We start from the raw sequence: 16,712 nt of genomic DNA, 5'->3' as shown, positions 1-16,712 counted from the left end.
TCGGTGCCGATAGTCGGCGGGTGGCCTGCGGGGTGGGTCGTGGGTCAGGGTTGCTGGTCGGGAGTGCGGGTGAAGACGAAGGTGGCGAGGTCGAGGGCGACCGGGCGGCCGGCCTCGTCGCGGATCACGGTGAGGATCTCGCCGTCCTGCGGACCGGAGCGGCCCCGCCAGCGGTCCGGGCCCTCCGGGGTGAACCGGAGGATCGGCCGCCCGACCGGGCCGGCCAGCAGGTCGCCGGCCGGGTCGGGGCGCAGTTCGTACTCGAGGCCCATCCACCACCAGCGGCCGGTCAGCTCGGCCAGGCCCGCCGCGGGCGCCGCGGCCGGCCGCCACGGGGCGGGCGGGGCCGGCTCGGCGTCCAGCACCAGGGTGAGCACCTCGCGGGCCAGGCCGACGACGTGGTGGCCCCGGCTGAGGCCGTACGCGTTGGCGAAGTCGACGACGGCGGTCCGGCCGGGCCGGTGCACCGCGAGGCCGGCGACGTACCCGGGCATCGAGCCGCCGTGCCCCACGTACACCCGGTCGCCGACCCGGTAGAGCTCCAGGCCGAGACCGTGGCCGCCGGTCCACGAGTCCAGGTCGCTGATCACCACGGGCGCGCACATCTCGGTGAGCGTGTCCGGCGCGAGCACGTCCGGGGCCGGGTCGGCCAGGAACGCCGCCCACCGGCCCAGGTCCGCCACCGTCGACCAGAGCTGGCCGGCCGGGGCCATCGCGCCGGTGTCGGTGCGGGGCTCCTCGCGCAGCGTGTCGTGCCAGGGGTGGACCACGTAGCCCCGGGCGTACGGCTCGGTCGGGTGGTACGTGGTGCGCCGCATCCCCAGCGGTTCGAGGATCCGCTCGCGGAGCAACTCGGCCCAGGGGGTCCCGGTGATCCGTTCCAGCACCCCACCGAGCAGCCCGTACGCCAGGTTGGAGTAGTGGTAGACGCGGTGCGGCGGGTGGGCGATCTTCTCCGGGGTCAGCCCGGCGAGCAGGGTGGCCAGGTCGACGCCCGCGGTCCGCTCCCACCACTGCCCGTCCGGCTCGCGCTGCAGGCCACTGGCGTGCCCGAGCAGCTGGCGCAGGGTGAGCGCGCCCACCGGGGTGCCGGGCAGGTGCCGCTCCAGCGGGTCGTCCAGGGCCAGCCGGCCGGCGTCGCGCTGCTGCATGACCAGCACGGCCGTCATGGTCTTGCTGATCGAGCCGATTCGGTACTGCAGGTCCTCGTCCGGTCGGGGGTGCTCGCCGGCGACCGCGAGGTGGGCGAGCGCGCCGTCCCGGATCACCCCGAGGGCGAGCGACGGTCCGCGCCCCTCCGCCTGGGCCCGCGCGACCAGCGCGTCCACCTGTCGGGCGGTCTCCGGCAGCAGGGCCATGTCGTCCTCCTCGTCGTGCTCGTGCCGTAGCGAGCTTAGGAGATCATCTCGGGTCGCTGCCGCGTGCGTGGACGTGTCACGATCGTGGGGTGGACGCCGTGTTGTGGATCGTGTTGGGTGTGTTGCTGGCGGTCGCCGAGATTTTCACGACGACGCTGTTCCTGATCATGTTCGCGGCCGGGGCGTTCGCCGCCGCCGGGGCTGCCGCGCTCGGTGCCCCGGTCGCGGTCCAGGCGCTGGTCTTCGCCGTGGTCTCCGCGCTCTGCGTGGCGGTGGTCCGGCCGGTGATCCGGCGGCACGCCCGCCCCTCGGTGGAGAGCGGCGGGCAGTCGTTCGGCGTCGAGGCGCTCGAGGGTGCCACGGCGCTGGTGCTGGAGCCGGTGGACGCCGAGCGGGGTCTCGTCAAGATCGACGGTGAGCTGTGGAGCGCCCGGGCGTACGACGCGACGCGTAGCTACGCCGCTGGTGAGCGGGTGCAGGTGATAAAGGTCCGGGGCGCCATCGCCCTGGTCTGGCAGGACGACATTTCCACCCCGGGCGGGCTGCCCGAAGCGAAAAGGTGAGCGGTATGGAGTTTGCAGCGATCGTGTTGATCGCGGTTGCCGTGATCGTCGTGGTCACGTTGGTCAAGGCGGTGCGCATCGTGCCGCAGCAGCGCCAGGACGTGGTGGAACGCCTGGGCAGGTACAAGCGGACCTTGAACCCGGGCCTGAACCTGCTGGTGCCGTACATCGACGCCGTGCGTACCAAGGTCGACATGCGGGAGCAGGTGGTCAGCTTCCCGCCGCAGCCGGTGATCACCTCGGACAACCTCGTCGTCTCGATCGACACCGTGCTCTACTTCAAGGTGGTCGACTCGGTCCGCGCCACCTACGAGATCTCGAACTTCCTCCAGGCCATCGAGCAGCTCACCGTCACCACGCTGCGCAACGTGATCGGTTCGCTGGACCTGGAGCGGGCGCTGACCAGCCGGGAGGAGATCAACCGGCACCTGTCCGGCGTGCTCGACGAGACCACCGGCCGGTGGGGCATCAAGGTCACCCGGGTCGAGATCAAGGCGATCGAGCCGCCGCCGAGCATCCGTGACTCGATGGAGAAGCAGATGCGTGCCGAGCGGGACCGCCGCGCCGCGATCCTCAACGCCGAGGGTCTCAAGCAGTCGCAGATCCTCACCGCCGAGGGTGAGAAGCAGGCCGCGGTGCTGCGCGCCGACGGTGACCGGCAGGCCCGGATCCTCCAGGCGGAGGGCCAGGCCAAGGCGATCCGTACCGTCTTCGACGCGATCCACCAGGCCAACCCGAGCCAGAAGGTGCTCGCCTACCAGTACCTGCAGGCGCTGCCGCAGATCGCCAACGGTTCGGCCAACAAGGTCTGGATCGTCCCGGCCGAGCTGACCAAGGCGCTGGAGGGGATGGGCGGCGCGCTGGGCGGCCTGGCCAACATGGTCGGCGACGTGCCGTCGCCGGAGGCCAGCCGGGGCGCCGGCGACGTGGAGCGGGAGGCCGCCGAGGCCGCGCAGGCCGCTGCCACCGCCGCGCAGGAGATCCACGACGAGGTACGCGTCGCCGAGGCGCAGGCCACCGGTGGCAAGGGCCCGCAGGGGCTGCCGGCCCCCGAGCCGGTCTCCCCGGAGAGCCTGCTCAACGACCCCTCGGACCAGCGCGAACGGGGCTGAGCCGGACCGCTGTCCGAGCCCGGACGGCAAAAGCGAGAAAGCCTCATACGGCGCCCCGGTGCCTGCCACGATCGGTCTGAGGACGGGTGGTGACCAGGAACCGGGGCGCCGTACGCGTTCCGCGCCGCCCGCGGGCGGAACGAGGTGAGGCATGAAGGATCCGGCGAACAGGCTGTTCTCCAAGGACCTCTTCTCCAAGGAACTGTTCTCCAAGGACCAGTTCCCCGGCGCGCACGATCCCGCCGGACCGCTCGGCAGCCGGCGTACCGGGGGCGGGTTCGGGGTGCTGCCGTTCGTCTCCGAGCCGGGCCCGGCCGCCCCCGCCACCAACGCGAGCTGGGCCTGGTCGGTACGCCGGTTCGCCCGCGCGGCGGTCTGGCTGCTGCCCGCGTACGCGATCCTCTACGGCCTGGTGGCGATGGCCAGCGACGGCGGGGTGGGCAACGACCCGTACCCGGCCGACGGCAATCCGCTCTACCTGGTCGGCTGGGTGGCCGCGGTCTGGCTGGGGCTGCTCGCGCTGCTGGCGCTCACCGGCCTGCTCGCCGCCACCCGGTGCCGGCGGATCGCCGCGGCCGGGCTGCTGGTGAGCATCGCCGGCACAGTGCTGATGCTGCCCTTCGCCGGGATGGCCCAGGAGGCGCCCGTCTTCGGCACCACGGCACGCACCCTCGTCCTGTTCGGCGCCACCTGCTACAGCCTGGGCTGGTTCCTGACCGGCTGGTCGGTCGCCCGGTCCGGAATGTTCTCCTACGGCGACGGGATCATGCTGATGATCGCCGCCCCGCTGCTCGGCCTGGCCGGCGCGTTGATCGGCTCGTTGCAGACGTTCGGCGCGATCTTCGTGCTGGTCTCCGGGATCGGTATCGGCTACCGCTCCGGGCGCCTGGTGCCCGCCGCCATCGCCCGCGACGCCGTCGCCGCCAGCGTCGTGGCCGCCCCCACAAACCCAACCCACCCCACCACCCCCACCACCCCCGAAGGTCCCCTCCCCACCTGACCGCCCCGGCCCACCCGCCGCCGATCATGAGGTTGGCGGCGGCCAGGGAGATCGACATCGCCGGCAACCTCATGATCAACGCGACCGGGGGTGGCTGGGAGGTCGCCGTGAGGTAACTGACAGTTGCCTGGCGGGGTGGTCGGATAGCGGTGTTTGCGGCAATCCTGGTGGCCATGCCGTCTCCCCGGTCGCCGCTGTCGCGCCTGTTCACCGTGCTCCTCGCCGGCGTCCTCGCCGGGCTCGTCCTCGCGGTCGCCGCCCTGCCCGGCAACCTGCTCGGCGGGATGGTCACCAAGTCGGTGCTGGGCGCATACGCGCAGCTGCCCGACGCGCTGCGTACCCCCGCGCAGCCGCAGCGCTCCTACCTCTACGCCAACGACGGCAAGACGCTGATCACCACGTTCTACGACGTCAACCGGACGGACGTGCCGCTGGCGGAGATCGCTCCGGTGATGCGCCAGGCGATCGTGGCCGCCGAGGACCGCCGCTTCTATCAGCACGGCGGCGCCGATCTGCGCGGCATGGTCCGCGCCCTGGTCGCCAACGTGAAGGGCGGCGGCACCGAGCAGGGCGGCTCCACGCTGACCATGCAGTACGTCCGCAACGTGCTCAAGACCGACCCCACCCGCACCGCCGAGGAGCGGCAGGCGGCCACCGAGCAGACCGTCGGGCGCAAGATCCAGGAGATCCGGTACGCGTCGGCGCTGGAGAAGACCCTCAGCAAGGACGAGATCCTCAACCGCTACCTCAACATCGCCTACTTCGGCTCCGGCGCGTACGGCGTCGCCGCGGCCAGCCAGCGCTACTTCGGCAAGGCGCCCGTCGACCTGACCTTGGGCGAGGCGGCCCTGCTCGCCGGCTTGGTCCAGTCGCCCGACGAGTACAGCCCGATCGACGGGAACAAGGACAAGGCGCTCCAGCGCCGGGCGTACGTGCTCGACTCGATGGTGGCGACCCACGCGATCACCGCGCAGCAGGCTGCCGCGGCCAAGGCGGAGCCGCTCGCCCTGCACCCGACCGCCCAGCCCAACGGCTGCACCGCGGTCGCCCAGGGCCACGACGACTGGGGCTTCTTCTGCGACTACCTGCGCCAGTGGTGGTTGACCCAGCCGGCCTTCGGCAACACCGTCAAGGAGCGCGAGCAGGCGCTGCGTCGCGGCGGCTACACCGTCATCACCACGCTCGACCCGAAGATCCAGGCGACCGCGCAGCAGCAGGCCACCAAGGTCTACGGGTACGACAACAAGCGCGCCCTGCCGATCGCGGCGGTCGAGCCCGGCACCGGTCGGGTGCTCGCCATGGCGGTCAACCGGCACTACAGCCTGGCCGACAACCCGGCCGGGCAGGCCAACCACCCGAACACCGTCAACCCGCTGATCTCCGGCGGCGCCAGCGTCGACGGCTACCAGGCCGGGTCGACGTTCAAGCTGTTCACCATGCTCGCCGCGCTGGAGGCCGGCAAGCCGCTCGCCACCGGCTTCGACGCGCCGGCCAAGCTGCCCACCCGCTACGCCTCGGACGCGGAGGGCAACTGCGCCGGCAAGTGGTGCCCGGCCAACGCCAACCCGCAGTGGATGGACGGCTACCGGATGATGTGGGACGGCTTCGGCCGCTCCGTGAACACGTACTTCGTCTGGCTGGCCGAGCAGGTCGGCGAGGACAAGGTGGTGGAGATGGCGCAGCGGCTGGGCATCACCTTCCGGGCCGCGTCCGACGCCGCCTTCGCCAGGGACAACGCGGCCAACTGGGGCGCGTTCACCCTGGGCGTCGCCGCCACCACCCCGCTCGACCTGGCCAACGCCTACGCCACCGTGGCCGCCGAGGGGACGTACTGCTCCCCGCTGCCGGTCGTCTCGGTGACCGCGGCCAACGGCGAGAAGGTCGACGTCGGCCAGCCGTCCTGCCGGAAGGTCCTGGACACCGACATCGCCCGGGCGGCCACCGACGCGGCCCGCTGCCCGGTCGGCCAGCAATCCGCGTACGGGCAGTGCAACGGCGGCACCGCCACCTCGGTGGACGGGATCGTCGGCCGGCCGGTCGCCGGCAAGACCGGTAGCTCCGAGCAGAACGCCACCGAGACCTTCGTCGGGTTCACCCCGCAGGTGGCCGTCGCGGGCATCGCGGCCAACCCAGACGACTCGACCGACCTGGTCGGTTCGGCGGTCCAGGCGAAGGTGATCGACGCGGTCGCCCGGGTGATCCGGACCGCGGTGAACGGCAAGCAGGTGTTGGACTTCACCGCGCCGAGCCAGGAACTGGCCGGCGACCCGCAGCGCCCCCTTCCACAGCCGAGCCCGCAGCAGCGACAGCAGCAGGACCAGGGCATCCCGCAGGACCTCCTGCGCTGGCTCCAGGGCCGCGGCCGCGGCTGAGTGGTCACGACGGGGCCCCGGCTCTCTGCCGGAGGCGCTGGCCGGGAGCCCCTCCTTACCGCTCAGCCCGCAAGGCGGGGCCGACGCGGAACATGCCGGTCATCTCGTCGTGGACGGCGTAGCCGAAGCGGCGATAGAGGCTGACCGACTCCCCGGTGGCGAACAGGCCGACGAAGGTGCGCGACGAGGCCCGACCGGCGATCCACTCCTCCAACCGGTCGAGGATCGCCGCGCCCACCCCGCGCCGCTGGCGTTCCGGCACCACGGCGAGGTCCTGCAGGTAGTAGTAGATCGCGCCGTCGCCGATCAGCCGACCGATCCCGATCACCCGGTCGCCCTCGACCGCCACCACCCCGTGCAGCGAGGCGGCCAGCGAGGCCGGGATGGCCGCCGGGTCGTACGCCTCGGTCCAGCCGACGGCGGTGGTGACGGCGACGAACTCCTCGACCGTGGGCAGCCGGTCGACCAGGTGGTATTCCACCTTCGGAATTTAGCCCGGTCAGCACCGGAGCAGGGGCGACACCATCCGGTCCAACGCCGCCGCGACCTGGTCCGGGTCGCCGTCGCCGTCGACCACCACGAACGACCGGAACTCGGGCAGTGCCCGGTAGGCGGCGTCCAGCGCGCGCAGGTGGCCCAGCTCCTCGGTGTCGATGCCACGGGCCAGGACCCGCCGCTGGGCGACCTCCGGCGCGGTCGCCAGGAAGCAGACCACCGTCGGTCGCGGAAAGATCCGGTAGACCGCCCGGACCGCCCGCCGCCCCCGGTCGCCGCGGGCCGCCATGATCACGTACTGGCACCAGGTCCACCGGTCCAGCACCGCCGTCCGGCCGGTCAGCCGGCTGACCAGCACCGTGCGGGCCATCGCGACGGCGCGGACCGCCGCCTCCAGCGCCGGATAGAGGGTACGGCCGAACAGCGCCACCCCGTCCGGGCGGCCCAGCGCCCGGGCGAGCCGGTTCCACAGCGGCCGCCCGCCCGCGTTCTCGAAGTAGGCCGCCGGCACGCCTTCGGCGGTCAGCCGGCGGGCGAGCGCTCGGGCCTGGGTGCTCTTGCCGGAGCCGTCGACCCCGACCAGGGCGATCATCACGGAACGGGCCACGGGTCGGCACGGTAGCCGCCGGGCGCAACTTCGGTCGGAAAAGTCCGCGCGGGGTGTCGGATCCCGTCCGGCGGCTCCGACCCATCGGTGAGCGCGCCCGCCGGGCGCCACCGAGCAGGAGGACACCATGCGCAAGCTCGTCTACTGGGTGCACCAGTCCGTCGACGGCTTCATCGAGGGCCCGAACGGCGAATTCGACTGGCCGACCATGGGGCCGGAGCTCTCGGCGTACTCCATCGAGCTGTGCGACGGGGCCGACGCCTTCCTCTACGGCCGCAAGGTGTGGGGGTTGATGTCCTGGTACTGGCCGCGCGCGGAGCAGATTTCCCAGGATCCGCACAACCTGCGGTTCGCCCCGATCTGGCGGCGTACCCCGAAGATCGTCATCTCGCGGAGCCTGGAGAGCGCCGAGTACGACGCGCGGGTGATCGGTCGTGACCTCGCCACCGAGGTCGCCGAGCTGAAGGCCCAACCCGGCAAGGACCTGCTGCTCACCGGCGGATCCGGTGCCGCGGCAGCGCTGACCGGCCTGGGCCTCATCGACGAGTACCAGGTGGTCGTGCACCCGGTGGTGCTCGGCGGCGGCACCCCGGTCTTCCCCGACAAGGACCGGCTCGACCTGCGGCTGGTGGAGACCCGGGGCTTCGACGGCCGGTCGGTGCTGCTGCGCTACGTGCGGGCGTGAGGTGGGTGGGGCGGTCCGGGCCGCCCACCACCCGAGGATGGCCGGCGGCAGCTGCCCGGTACCCGGGGCCCGCGCGCCGGCCAGGCACAATCGTCCGGTGCCCGTCCACGAGATCACCGACCCCGACGACGACCGGATCGCCGACTACCGCGCGCTGACCGACGTGGAGCTGCGGACGCGCTGGGAGCCCCCGCACGGCCTGTTCATCGCCGAGGGGGAGCTGGTGCTGCGGCGGGCGTTACGGGCCGGCTACCCGGCCCGGTCGTACCTGGTCGACGCCAAGCGGGTCGACCAGCTCGCCGACCTCGACACCGGCGACACCCCCGTCTACGCGGCCACCCCGGAGGTGCTGCAGCGCGCCACCGGCTTCCACGTGCACCGGGGGGTGCTCGCCTCGTTCCACCGCAAGCCGCTGCCCGCCGCCGCCGAGGTGCTGGCCGACGCCCGCCGGGTGGTGATCCTGGAGGACGTCAACAACCACACCAACCTCGGGGCGATCTTCCGGGCCGTGGCCGCGCTCGGCGTGGACGCCGTGCTGCTCTCCCCGACCTGCGCCGACCCGCTCTACCGGCGCAGCGTCCGGGTCAGCATGGGTGAGGTCTTCGCCATCCCGTACGCGAAGCTGGAGCCCTGGCCGGACGGCCTCGCCCAGGTCCGGTCGGCGGGTTTCACGGTGCTGGCGATGACGCCCGCGCCGGACGCGGTGCCGATCCAGCGGCTGGACGCCGGCCAGCGGGCCCGGGCGGCGTTGCTGATGGGCGCCGAGGGCGCCGGGCTGACCCGAGCCGCCATGGCCGCCAGCGACGTGCGGGTGGTGATCCCGATGCGGCGCGGGGTGGACTCGCTCAACGTCGCCGCAGCCACCGCGGTGGCCTGCTGGGAACTGGGCCGTGATGACCCGCTGTGACCCGGGGCCGGCGGGTGCCGCCCCCGGGCAACCTGCCCTTTTCGGCTGGTCATGGTCGCCCTGGGCGCCCGCGACACGGCCGGCGGCCGAGCAGACAACTGGTAGTCGAGATCGGCGGTGACGCAGGGTAGCGTGTCGCCCGTGTTCCCTACCGTCCGTGAAGTCCTCGCGCTGGTGCCGGTACGCCACGGCGCCCCGCGCCTGGTCGCGGGCGACGCGGGCCTGGACCGGCCGGTCCGCTGGGTGCACGTGGCCGAGGTGCCGGACATCGCCACCCTGCTCGGTGGTGGGGAACTCGTGCTCACCACCGGCATCGGGCTGCCCGCGGACGACGCGGGGCTGCGCGCGTTCATCGGTGATCTGGCCGACGTCGGGGTCTCCGGGCTCGTGGTCGAGCTCGGTCGCCGCTACATCAGCGGGGTGCCCCGGGTGATGGCGGCCGCCGCCGAGCGGCGTGGGCTGCCCCTGGTCGAGCTGCGCCGGGCCACCCCGTTCGTCCGGATCACCGAGGCGGTGCACGCGTTGATCGTGGACGCCCAGCTCACCGAGCTGCGGGCCACCGAGGAGATACATCAGCGGTTCACCGAACTCTCGGTGGAGGGCGCCGGCCCGGAAGAGGTGGTGCGGCAGGCCGCCGAGCTGTCCGGGTGCCCGGTGGTGCTGGAGAACCTCTCCCGGCGGGTGCTCGCGTACGACCCGGCGGGGGAGAGTGCCGAGCTGCTGCTCGACGGCTGGGAGCAGCACTCGCGGCGGATCCGTCCCGCCGGGCGGACCGCGTACGACCCGGACAGCGGGTGGCTGGTCACCACCGTGGGGGCCCGGGGCGAGGACTGGGGGCGGCTGCTGCTGCGCTGGCCGGCCGGCGGCGAGCTGACCACCGGCGGCCCCGACCGGCTGGTGGCGACCGACGACGGGCCGCCGGTCGACGGGACCGACGCCGGGCAGCCGGACGGCCCGCAGCGCGAGGACGCGCCCGGGACGGACCCGGCGCTCGCCGACGTGATCCCCGGGTCCGCTGCCGCACCGGTGGCGGGGTGGCCCGCACCGCCGGGCCGGGACGTCGCCCCGGTCGGGCCGGGGACCCCGCCCACCCGGCTCACCATCCTCGTCGAGCGGGCCGCCTCCACGCTCGCCCTCGGCCGGCTGATCCGGCGTGACGCCGAGGGGCTGGAACGGCAGATCCACCGGACCCTGCTCACCGCGTTGATCGACCACTCCCGTCCGGTCGACGAGGTCGCGCTGCGGGCCAAGGCGCTCGGCGTGACGCTGGACCGCCGCCACCTGGTCGGCGTCGTGGTGCGGTACCGGGCCGACGACGCGGCCGAGGTCGGAGAGCCGGGCCCGGACGCCGGCCTGGCCCGGCTGCGCGACCTCGCCGAGTCGGTCGGCCAGGCCCTCCGGGAGGCCAAGCTCACCGCCCTGACCAGCGCCGTCGACGACCAGGCGGTGGGCGTGCTGCTCGCCCTCGCCGACCCGGCCGCCGAGGAGAAGGCGCTCGCCGCGTTCGCCGCCGCGCTCCGCCGGGTACGCCTCGACGCCACCCCGGCCCGCCCGCCGGGCCCCCGGCCCGCCCCGCGCCCGGTGGACGCGGCTGCCCGTGCCGTCGCCGTCGGCGCGCCCCGCGGTAGCGACGGCTCGCCCCGTTCGACCCCGGTCCCACCGCGGATGGCCGGTCCGGCACCCGTGATCATCGCCGCCGGGTCGGGCGTGGCCAGCCTGCGGGAGGCGGGACGCTCGCTGGTCGAGGGGCGGCAGATCGCCGACGCGGCCCGGCGCGACCGGCGGGACCTGCCGATCTTCCGGCTGCCGCACGTCGGCCTGGCCGGCCTGCTGCACCTGCTGCGGGACGAGCCGCGCCTGCAGACCTTCGTGGAACGGGAACTCGGCGCGCTGCTGGCGTACGACGCCCGGCATCCCCGGGAGCAGTTGCTCGGCACCCTGCGGGCGTACCTGGAACAGGGCCGGAACAAGTCGGCGGCGGCCGCCGCGGCGCACCTGTCCCGGCCGGCGTTCTACGAGCGGCTGGCCCGGATCGGCCGGATCCTCGACGTCGACCTCGACTCGGTCGAGGCGTGCCTCTCCCTCCACGTCGCCCTGCTGGCCCTGGACGCCGTCCGCACCCCCTAACCCCTGCCCACCGGAGGGCGTTGATCATGAGGTTGGCGGCGGCGGATCGGACGAATCGTCAGCCAACCTCATGATCAACGCCGACGGGCGGCGCGCGGGTGAGGTTGGGGTCAGGTGGGTGGGTGGTCAGGTGAGGGTGGTCAGGGCCTTGGCGTAGGCGGGGGGGACGAAGGTGGGGCCGGCCGGGGTGAAGACGTCCGAGGTGGCCGCGGTCGACCAGGCGGTGTCGGGCACCGCCGCCACCAGGGCCCGCACCACCGGGGCGTCGCGCCACTGGTCCTGCTCGGCGAGCAGGCTGAGCGCCACCACCGACTCCTCGACCTCGCCGACGCACTCGAACGGCTTGTGCCCGTCCACGCCGAGCAGCTCGCGGTAGCCGGGGATCTGCGCCTCGTCGGCGAGCAGGTCGCCGCCGAAGATCTTCGTGAGCCGCTCCCGGGGCATGAACGGCGCCATGGCCAGGAAGACGAACCGGCACTTCGGGCAGTTCCGGCACCAGCGTTCGCTCGCGTCGCGCAGCTTGAACGCCGCGTTGCAGCTGGTCACCACGGCGTCGTACCGGTCGATCTCGGCGAAGAGCCGGGCGATGTGCAGCTCCGACAACGACCGCAGCAGCGAGAAGTACGGCTCGGTGAGCCCGGCGTACTCGGCGAGGGCCGCCCGCAGCAACCCCTCCGCCTCGACGCCCTTGGACCACTGGTGGTTGATCTCGTGCCCCTGCCAGACCAGGTTCGGGTCGGACGCCGAGCGCTCGTTGGACATCACCACCGGGCCGAGGCCGTGCAGCACGGCGGTGGCGACCGCGATCAGCGAGTTGATCGCGGTGACCGGGATGTGCCCGTTGCGCGCGCCGGCCGCGTTGAGGTCGAACAGCACCGGGTCGATCCGCCGCCGGGCGGCCAGCGGCACCAGATCGGACGCCTCGTTGACCGAGACGATGACGTGGTTGGGGTTGACCGAGAAGGGCACCGGGTCGAAGCCGGCCCGGCGCAGCGCCTCCACGCTGACGATGGAGTCCTTGCCGCCGCCGACCGCGCAGAGCGGGCGCCGGTCCGAGTCGTCGTACACCCGAGGTGGGGTGACCTCGCCGGCCGGCACCTCCGGGCGCAGCTCCAGCACGTGCGGGAGCTGGTTGCGGTACGCGTACTCGGCGAGGCCCCTGGTGTAGACGGCGGTGACCAGCTCGACGGCCGCCGTACCCAGCGGCGCCGGCAGCACCAGCCGGTGCGGTGCGGCGGCCTTGTAGTAGCTGACCCCGGCGACGATGTGCAGCAGGTCCAGGACCCGGTTGACGGTGGCCGCGGTCTCGTCCGACACCGGCTCGGCCGGCAGCGGGAAGGTGATCACCTCGGTGAACCGCTGCTCGCCCTCCGGGCCGGTGAGAGCGTAGTCGAACAACGCCTCGCCGGTGGCGAAGTCGATCGAGTAGGACGGGAAGGTGAAGGCGTCCATCCGCCGGAGCTGCTCGTTGGGCACACGCCATACTAGGCCCTGGTTCGTCCGGCCGTGTCCGGCTGCGGCGGACCGCGCCCGCCGACCGCCGTCGCGACCCACGAGGAGAGCCTGTGCGCCTGTCTGATCTGCGCGGACGTCATGTCGCCGTCTGGGGAGCCGGCCGGGAGGGCCGGGCCGCGGTGACCGCTATCGCCGCGCACGGCCCGGCCGAGCTGGTCGTGGTCGACGACAGTGCGAACTTCCTCACTCTGCCCTGGGAGGGGGCGCTGGCGGAGGCCGCGCCGCTGGTCACCGGGGAGGCGGGCTTCGAGCGGCTGGTCGCGGCCGACGTGGTGGTCCGCTCGCCCGGCGTGCCGAACACCCACCCGTGGCTGGTCGAGCTACGGCACCGGGACGTCCCGATCACCCAGGGCAGCGCGCTCTGGATGGCCGACCACGCCGACCGGACGGTGGGGGTCACCGGCAGCAAGGGCAAGAGCACCACGTCCAGCCTGATCAGCCACCTGCTCACCGCGGCGGGCCGGCCCAACGTCTTCGGCGGCAACATCGGCGTGCCGCTGCTCGACCTGCCCGAGGCCGAGCTGTACGTGCTGGAGCTGTCCAGCTACCAGTGCGCCGACCTGACCGACTCCCCCCGGGTGGCCGTGGTCACCGCGCTGTTCCCCGAGCACCTCGACGCGCACGGCGGCGAGCGGGAGTACTACCGGGACAAGCTGAACCTGCTCGCGCACGGCCCGCACGCCGTGGTGGTCAACGGCGCGGACCCGCGGCTCGCGCTGGAGCTGGGGGACCGGGCCGCGGTGCGGGCCGGGCTGCCCGACGCCGCCCACGTCGCCGCCGGTCCGGACGGCGCCCCCTGGTTCCACCTGCGGGACCAGCCGCTCTTCCCGCGCGCGGTGCTGCCGCTGGTCGGCCGGCACAACGAGGGCAACCTCTGCGTCGCCCTCGCCGTGCTGGACGCGCTCGGCGTGGACGTGGTGGCCGCCAAGGACACCCTCGCGGTGGCGGTCGCCGAGTTCCAGGGACTGGCCCACCGGCTCACCGAGATCCCCGACCCGTCCGGCCTCACCTTCGTCGACGACACCCTGGCCACCAGCCCGTACGCGGCCATGCACGCGATCGACGCGTACGAGGGGCGGCCGCTCACCGTGATCGTCGGCGGGACGGACCGGGGCCTCGACTACACCCCGCTGCGCGACCACCTGGCCGAGCGGGAGATCACCGTCATCGGCATCCCCGACAGTGGCCCCCGGATCGTCGAGGCGCTCGCCGGGCTGCCGGCGGTGCGGACCGAGCTCGCCGAGGACCTGGTCGCCGCGGTGGGACTGTCCCGCAAGCTCACCCCGGCCGGCGGGGTGGTGCTGCTCTCCCCGGCCGCGCCGAGCTACGGGCAGTTCCGCAACTTCGAGCACCGCTCCGAGGTCTTCGCGCAGGCGGTCGCCGACACCGCCCGCTGACGCCGGATCAGCGACGGGTCCAGCGCACCGACGCCAGCGGGTCCTCGATGGCGCAGAGCCGGTCGACGAAGGCCGCCAGGCTGGTCAGCGCCTCGGGCACGTCCGCGCAGTGGCGTCGTTCCCCATGCAGCAGGTGCAGGCCTGCCGACCAGCCGGTGGTCGACTGCTCGCCGGCCCCGAGCAGCAGCTCCACCGAGACCTCGAAGCCGGTCGGGTACGGCCGTACGACGGCCTCGACGCGGACCTCCGAGGTGTCCCCGTCCGGATCGGACACGGTGATCCCGACGTCGCTGCGGAGCAGCGTGTGGCGTTCGACGGCGGCACGGCGGTGGTACCCGTCCGTGGTCCGGTAGTCGGTCCGGTCACCGCTGCACCACCAGCCCCAGCCGCTGGAGGAACGTCACGGGGGAGGCCAGGTCGTCCACCAGGGCGGTGAGGGCGTCGATCGCCGCCCCGCCGTCCGCGCAGACCCGCCGGGCCTCGTGCAGCACATGGTGCCCGAGGGGGTACGGGGACAGCGCCGGGTCCCGCATCGTCGCGGTGACCGCTACCGACGCCTCGCAGTGGGCCGACCCAATCAGCACCGCCGCCGACACCGTCATCTCGGACACGTCGTCCCGCGCGTCGAAGTCCCACTGGTCGCCGAGCGAGGCGACGCTGCGGAGGACGTACCGGCTGCCGACGCGCACGCCGGCGTCCGTGTCCTCGATGTCGAAGCAGGGGCTCATTTCGCCGCCTTCCCCAGCGGTTCGCACCTGGTGGACGTCTTCCATCGCCGCGCCGAGCCGGTCGTGGATGCGGTGCAGCGCGGTCAGGAAGCGGGTGATCTCCGCGGCGGACACGGGTGGACTTTGACTTCCTCTGCCCCCTGAAGAGGGCAGGTTCCTGGCGGCGTTCATGCGGCACGCCGGGTGGTTGACGCTTCGCAGCCCACAGGTGCGGGGCTCCACGTCCGTACACGGCCAAGCCCGGCCGCGTTGAGGATGTTCAGTGCCGCGTTGGTGTCGGCGTGACCGACCCAACCGCACGACGTGCACGAGAACTTGATGCCGGAGCGGGACGCCGGGTCGCGGTGCCCGCACCGCGAGCAGGTCTGCGACGTGCCTGCTGCCGGAACTGGCAGCAGGCGCCCACCCCGCTCGGCGAGCTTGTACTCCAGCAGATCGACAGTCCGGCCGTGCGCCTCGTCGAGCATGACCCGGTTCAGGCCGGACTTCTGCCGAACGTTCTTGCCGGGGGCTTCGACGGTCCCCTTCGCCGAGTAGATCATGTTGGCCAGGCGGAGCTTTTCCGTCACCACCAGGCCGTACTCGTCGGCGATCTTCGTGGTGGTTTTGTGTTGCCAGTCGTAGCGGCGGCGCTTGGCTCTCGCGCGCAACCCTGCGATCTGGTCGTACGTGCGGTGCAGCCGGTTCGACGTGCGCTCAAACGGCTTGCGTGCCCGATTCTGCCGGGCGGCCTTACGCTCCAGCCGCAGTAGCCGCTCGGCTTCCTTCGGCCGCAGCCACGGGCCGTGGCGCTGGTCGTTGCCGTCGGACAGGGCAAGCGGAACGTGGACACCCCGGTCAATGCCGACCGCAGGGCCGGGGTGGGGCGTCGGGTCGGGGCGCTCCTGTTCGGTGCGGAACACGACGTGCCAGCCGAGCGCGTCGGTGACCAGGCGGGCTCCGGACACCCGGCCCGACTCACGGCCGACGCCAGGGATCGGTCCGGACCAACGGAACCGCACCACGCCGACCTTGGGGATGCGAACCCGCCCGACATGGCGGGACAGCCGCCTGACGTCAAGGTCGCGGCCCTGCGGCACATCAACAGCCATCCGTGACCGGACCCGACTCTTGAACTCCGGCGGCCGAGCGCGCCCCTCGAAGAAGTTCTTCCACGCGCCCATGTAGGTCTTCAACACCTGCTGCGCGGCCTGCGCGGGGAGGTCGGCAAGCCACGGGATGTCCTTACGGGCTTGCCGGATCGCCTCGTCGGCCTGCTTCAGCGTCGGGCGCCGACGCCGGCCGCCCCACGTCCACCACTCGTGGAGCAGGTTCCACATGGCGCGGGCGGCGTGGCCTTGCACGTCCAGGGCGGCGGCCTGCTCCCGGGTGAGGGTGAGGCGACGCACGTATCCGCGGCTGACCTTCACGACGTGCCCCCCTTCCTCCACGGCCGTTCCCACTGGGTTTCGATGTACTTCTGAATGGTTGCGGCGGACACGTTGCCGACCGACGACACGAAGTACGACCGGGACCACAGGGTCGGTAGTCGGCGGCGCAGGTGCGGGAACTCATCGCGCAACACCCGCGAGGTGAAGCCCTTGATCTGGTTCGCGACATACGACGGGGAGGCTGTCGGGTCCGCGCGGACAAACAGGTGGACGTGGTCGGGCATGACCTCCAGCGCCACGATCAGCCAGCCGTGCTCGTCGCACTTCTGTCCGATCAAGTCCCGCAGTCGTTCGCTGACCGGGCCGACGAGCACGGGGCGGCGGTACTTCGGGCACCACACCACGTGGTATCCGAGGCTGTATGCCGCCCCGCGGTTCGTCTGAAATTCGGCCACAATCCGAGTATACACGCGGCG

Annotated in this window: 15 protein-coding genes and 2 pseudogenes; 9 read left to right on the top strand and 8 right to left on the bottom strand. The window is 72.9% G+C overall.

Going from position 1 to position 16,712, the window contains the following annotated elements; all coding sequences use genetic code 11:
- Positions 1-44 precede the first annotated feature (44 nt).
- Entirely contained in the window at positions 45-1,358 is a 1,314-nt protein-coding gene (locus tag ACFYML_RS25680) for a serine hydrolase domain-containing protein (RefSeq protein WP_387423060.1), read from the bottom strand.
- 89 nt (positions 1,359-1,447) lie between these two features.
- On the opposite strand from ACFYML_RS25680, the gene ACFYML_RS25675 reads away from it, so the two are divergent.
- The 4 genes from ACFYML_RS25675 to ACFYML_RS25660 all read left to right on the top strand — a co-directional run bounded on the left by ACFYML_RS25675 (position 1,448) and on the right by ACFYML_RS25660 (position 6,405).
- Positions 1,448-1,921 (top strand): NfeD family protein, encoded by a 474-nt coding sequence (locus tag ACFYML_RS25675; RefSeq protein ID WP_387423059.1) that lies wholly within the window; start codon positions 1,448-1,450, stop codon positions 1,919-1,921.
- Positions 1,922-1,926: 5 nt separating this feature from the next.
- On the top strand, positions 1,927-3,033 hold the full coding sequence (locus tag ACFYML_RS25670) for an SPFH domain-containing protein (protein WP_387423058.1): 1,107 nt from the start codon (positions 1,927-1,929) through the stop codon (positions 3,031-3,033).
- Between the two features lie 151 nt (positions 3,034-3,184).
- Positions 3,185-4,033, top strand: coding sequence for a hypothetical protein (locus ACFYML_RS25665; RefSeq protein WP_387423057.1), 849 nt, complete (start codon positions 3,185-3,187; stop codon positions 4,031-4,033).
- Between the two features lie 173 nt (positions 4,034-4,206).
- Positions 4,207-6,405, top strand: coding sequence for a transglycosylase domain-containing protein (locus tag ACFYML_RS25660; RefSeq protein WP_387423056.1), 2,199 nt, complete (start codon positions 4,207-4,209; stop codon positions 6,403-6,405).
- Between the two features lie 55 nt (positions 6,406-6,460).
- On the opposite strand, the gene ACFYML_RS25655 is transcribed toward ACFYML_RS25660, so the two are convergent.
- Together ACFYML_RS25655 and ACFYML_RS25650 are read right to left on the bottom strand one after the other, a co-directional pair.
- Positions 6,461-6,886 (bottom strand): GNAT family N-acetyltransferase, encoded by a 426-nt coding sequence (locus ACFYML_RS25655; RefSeq protein WP_387423055.1) that lies wholly within the window; start codon positions 6,884-6,886, stop codon positions 6,461-6,463.
- An 18-nt stretch (positions 6,887-6,904) separates the two neighbouring features.
- Positions 6,905-7,507 (bottom strand): dTMP kinase, encoded by a 603-nt coding sequence (locus ACFYML_RS25650; protein ID WP_387423054.1) that lies wholly within the window; start codon positions 7,505-7,507, stop codon positions 6,905-6,907.
- 127 nt (positions 7,508-7,634) lie between these two features.
- Here ACFYML_RS25650 and ACFYML_RS25645 point away from each other — a divergent pair, with 127 nt between their 5' ends.
- The 4 genes and pseudogenes from ACFYML_RS25645 to ACFYML_RS25630 form a co-directional block, all read left to right on the top strand.
- Complete coding sequence (locus ACFYML_RS25645) at positions 7,635-8,192, top strand: dihydrofolate reductase family protein (RefSeq protein ID WP_387423053.1); 558 nt, start codon at positions 7,635-7,637, stop codon at positions 8,190-8,192.
- Positions 8,193-8,229: 37 nt separating this feature from the next.
- Positions 8,230-9,099 (top strand): TrmH family RNA methyltransferase, encoded by an 870-nt coding sequence (locus ACFYML_RS25640; RefSeq protein ID WP_387423052.1) that lies wholly within the window; start codon positions 8,230-8,232, stop codon positions 9,097-9,099.
- Positions 9,100-9,240: 141 nt separating this feature from the next.
- A pseudogene (locus ACFYML_RS25635) lies at positions 9,241-10,639 on the top strand (PucR family transcriptional regulator ligand-binding domain-containing protein); the annotation flags it as partial.
- Positions 10,640-10,788: 149 nt separating this feature from the next.
- Positions 10,789-11,226, top strand: a pseudogene (locus ACFYML_RS25630) (PucR family transcriptional regulator); the annotation flags it as partial.
- 126 nt (positions 11,227-11,352) lie between these two features.
- Here ACFYML_RS25630 and ACFYML_RS25625 read toward each other — a convergent pair.
- Positions 11,353-12,702, bottom strand: coding sequence for a hypothetical protein (locus ACFYML_RS25625; protein ID WP_387423051.1), 1,350 nt, complete (start codon positions 12,700-12,702; stop codon positions 11,353-11,355).
- Between the two features lie 89 nt (positions 12,703-12,791).
- On the opposite strand from ACFYML_RS25625, the gene murD reads away from it, so the two are divergent.
- Positions 12,792-14,138 carry a UDP-N-acetylmuramoyl-L-alanine--D-glutamate ligase gene (gene murD, locus ACFYML_RS25620; RefSeq protein WP_387423050.1) on the top strand — a complete coding sequence of 449 codons (1,347 nt, stop codon included), beginning with the start codon at positions 12,792-12,794 and terminating at the stop codon, positions 14,136-14,138.
- Between the two features lie 7 nt (positions 14,139-14,145).
- Here the strand turns inward: murD and ACFYML_RS25615 are convergent, their stop codons facing one another.
- The 4 genes from ACFYML_RS25615 to tnpA all read right to left on the bottom strand — a co-directional run bounded on the left by ACFYML_RS25615 (position 14,146) and on the right by tnpA (position 16,694).
- Complete coding sequence (locus tag ACFYML_RS25615) at positions 14,146-14,412, bottom strand: hypothetical protein (RefSeq protein WP_387423049.1); 267 nt, start codon at positions 14,410-14,412, stop codon at positions 14,146-14,148.
- Positions 14,413-14,500: 88 nt separating this feature from the next.
- Positions 14,501-14,980: a hypothetical protein gene (locus ACFYML_RS25610; RefSeq protein WP_387423048.1), complete on the bottom strand. Its 480-nt coding sequence runs from the start codon at positions 14,978-14,980 to the stop codon at positions 14,501-14,503.
- A 53-nt stretch (positions 14,981-15,033) separates the two neighbouring features.
- Positions 15,034-16,275, bottom strand: coding sequence for an RNA-guided endonuclease InsQ/TnpB family protein (locus ACFYML_RS25605; RefSeq protein ID WP_387423047.1), 1,242 nt, complete (start codon positions 16,273-16,275; stop codon positions 15,034-15,036).
- Complete coding sequence (gene tnpA, locus ACFYML_RS25600; protein WP_387423088.1) at positions 16,272-16,694, bottom strand: IS200/IS605 family transposase; 423 nt, start codon at positions 16,692-16,694, stop codon at positions 16,272-16,274. The genes ACFYML_RS25605 and tnpA overlap by 4 nt, the downstream gene beginning before the upstream one ends.
- Positions 16,695-16,712: the final 18 nt, after the last annotated feature.

Origin of the sequence: Micromonospora sp. NPDC007230 (genome assembly GCF_042869115.1) — a bacterium.
Classification (GTDB): Bacteria; Actinomycetota; Actinomycetes; order Mycobacteriales; family Micromonosporaceae; genus Micromonospora.
Note: the sequence above shows the minus strand (reverse complement) of the source record. Positions and strands in the feature narration are given on the sequence as shown.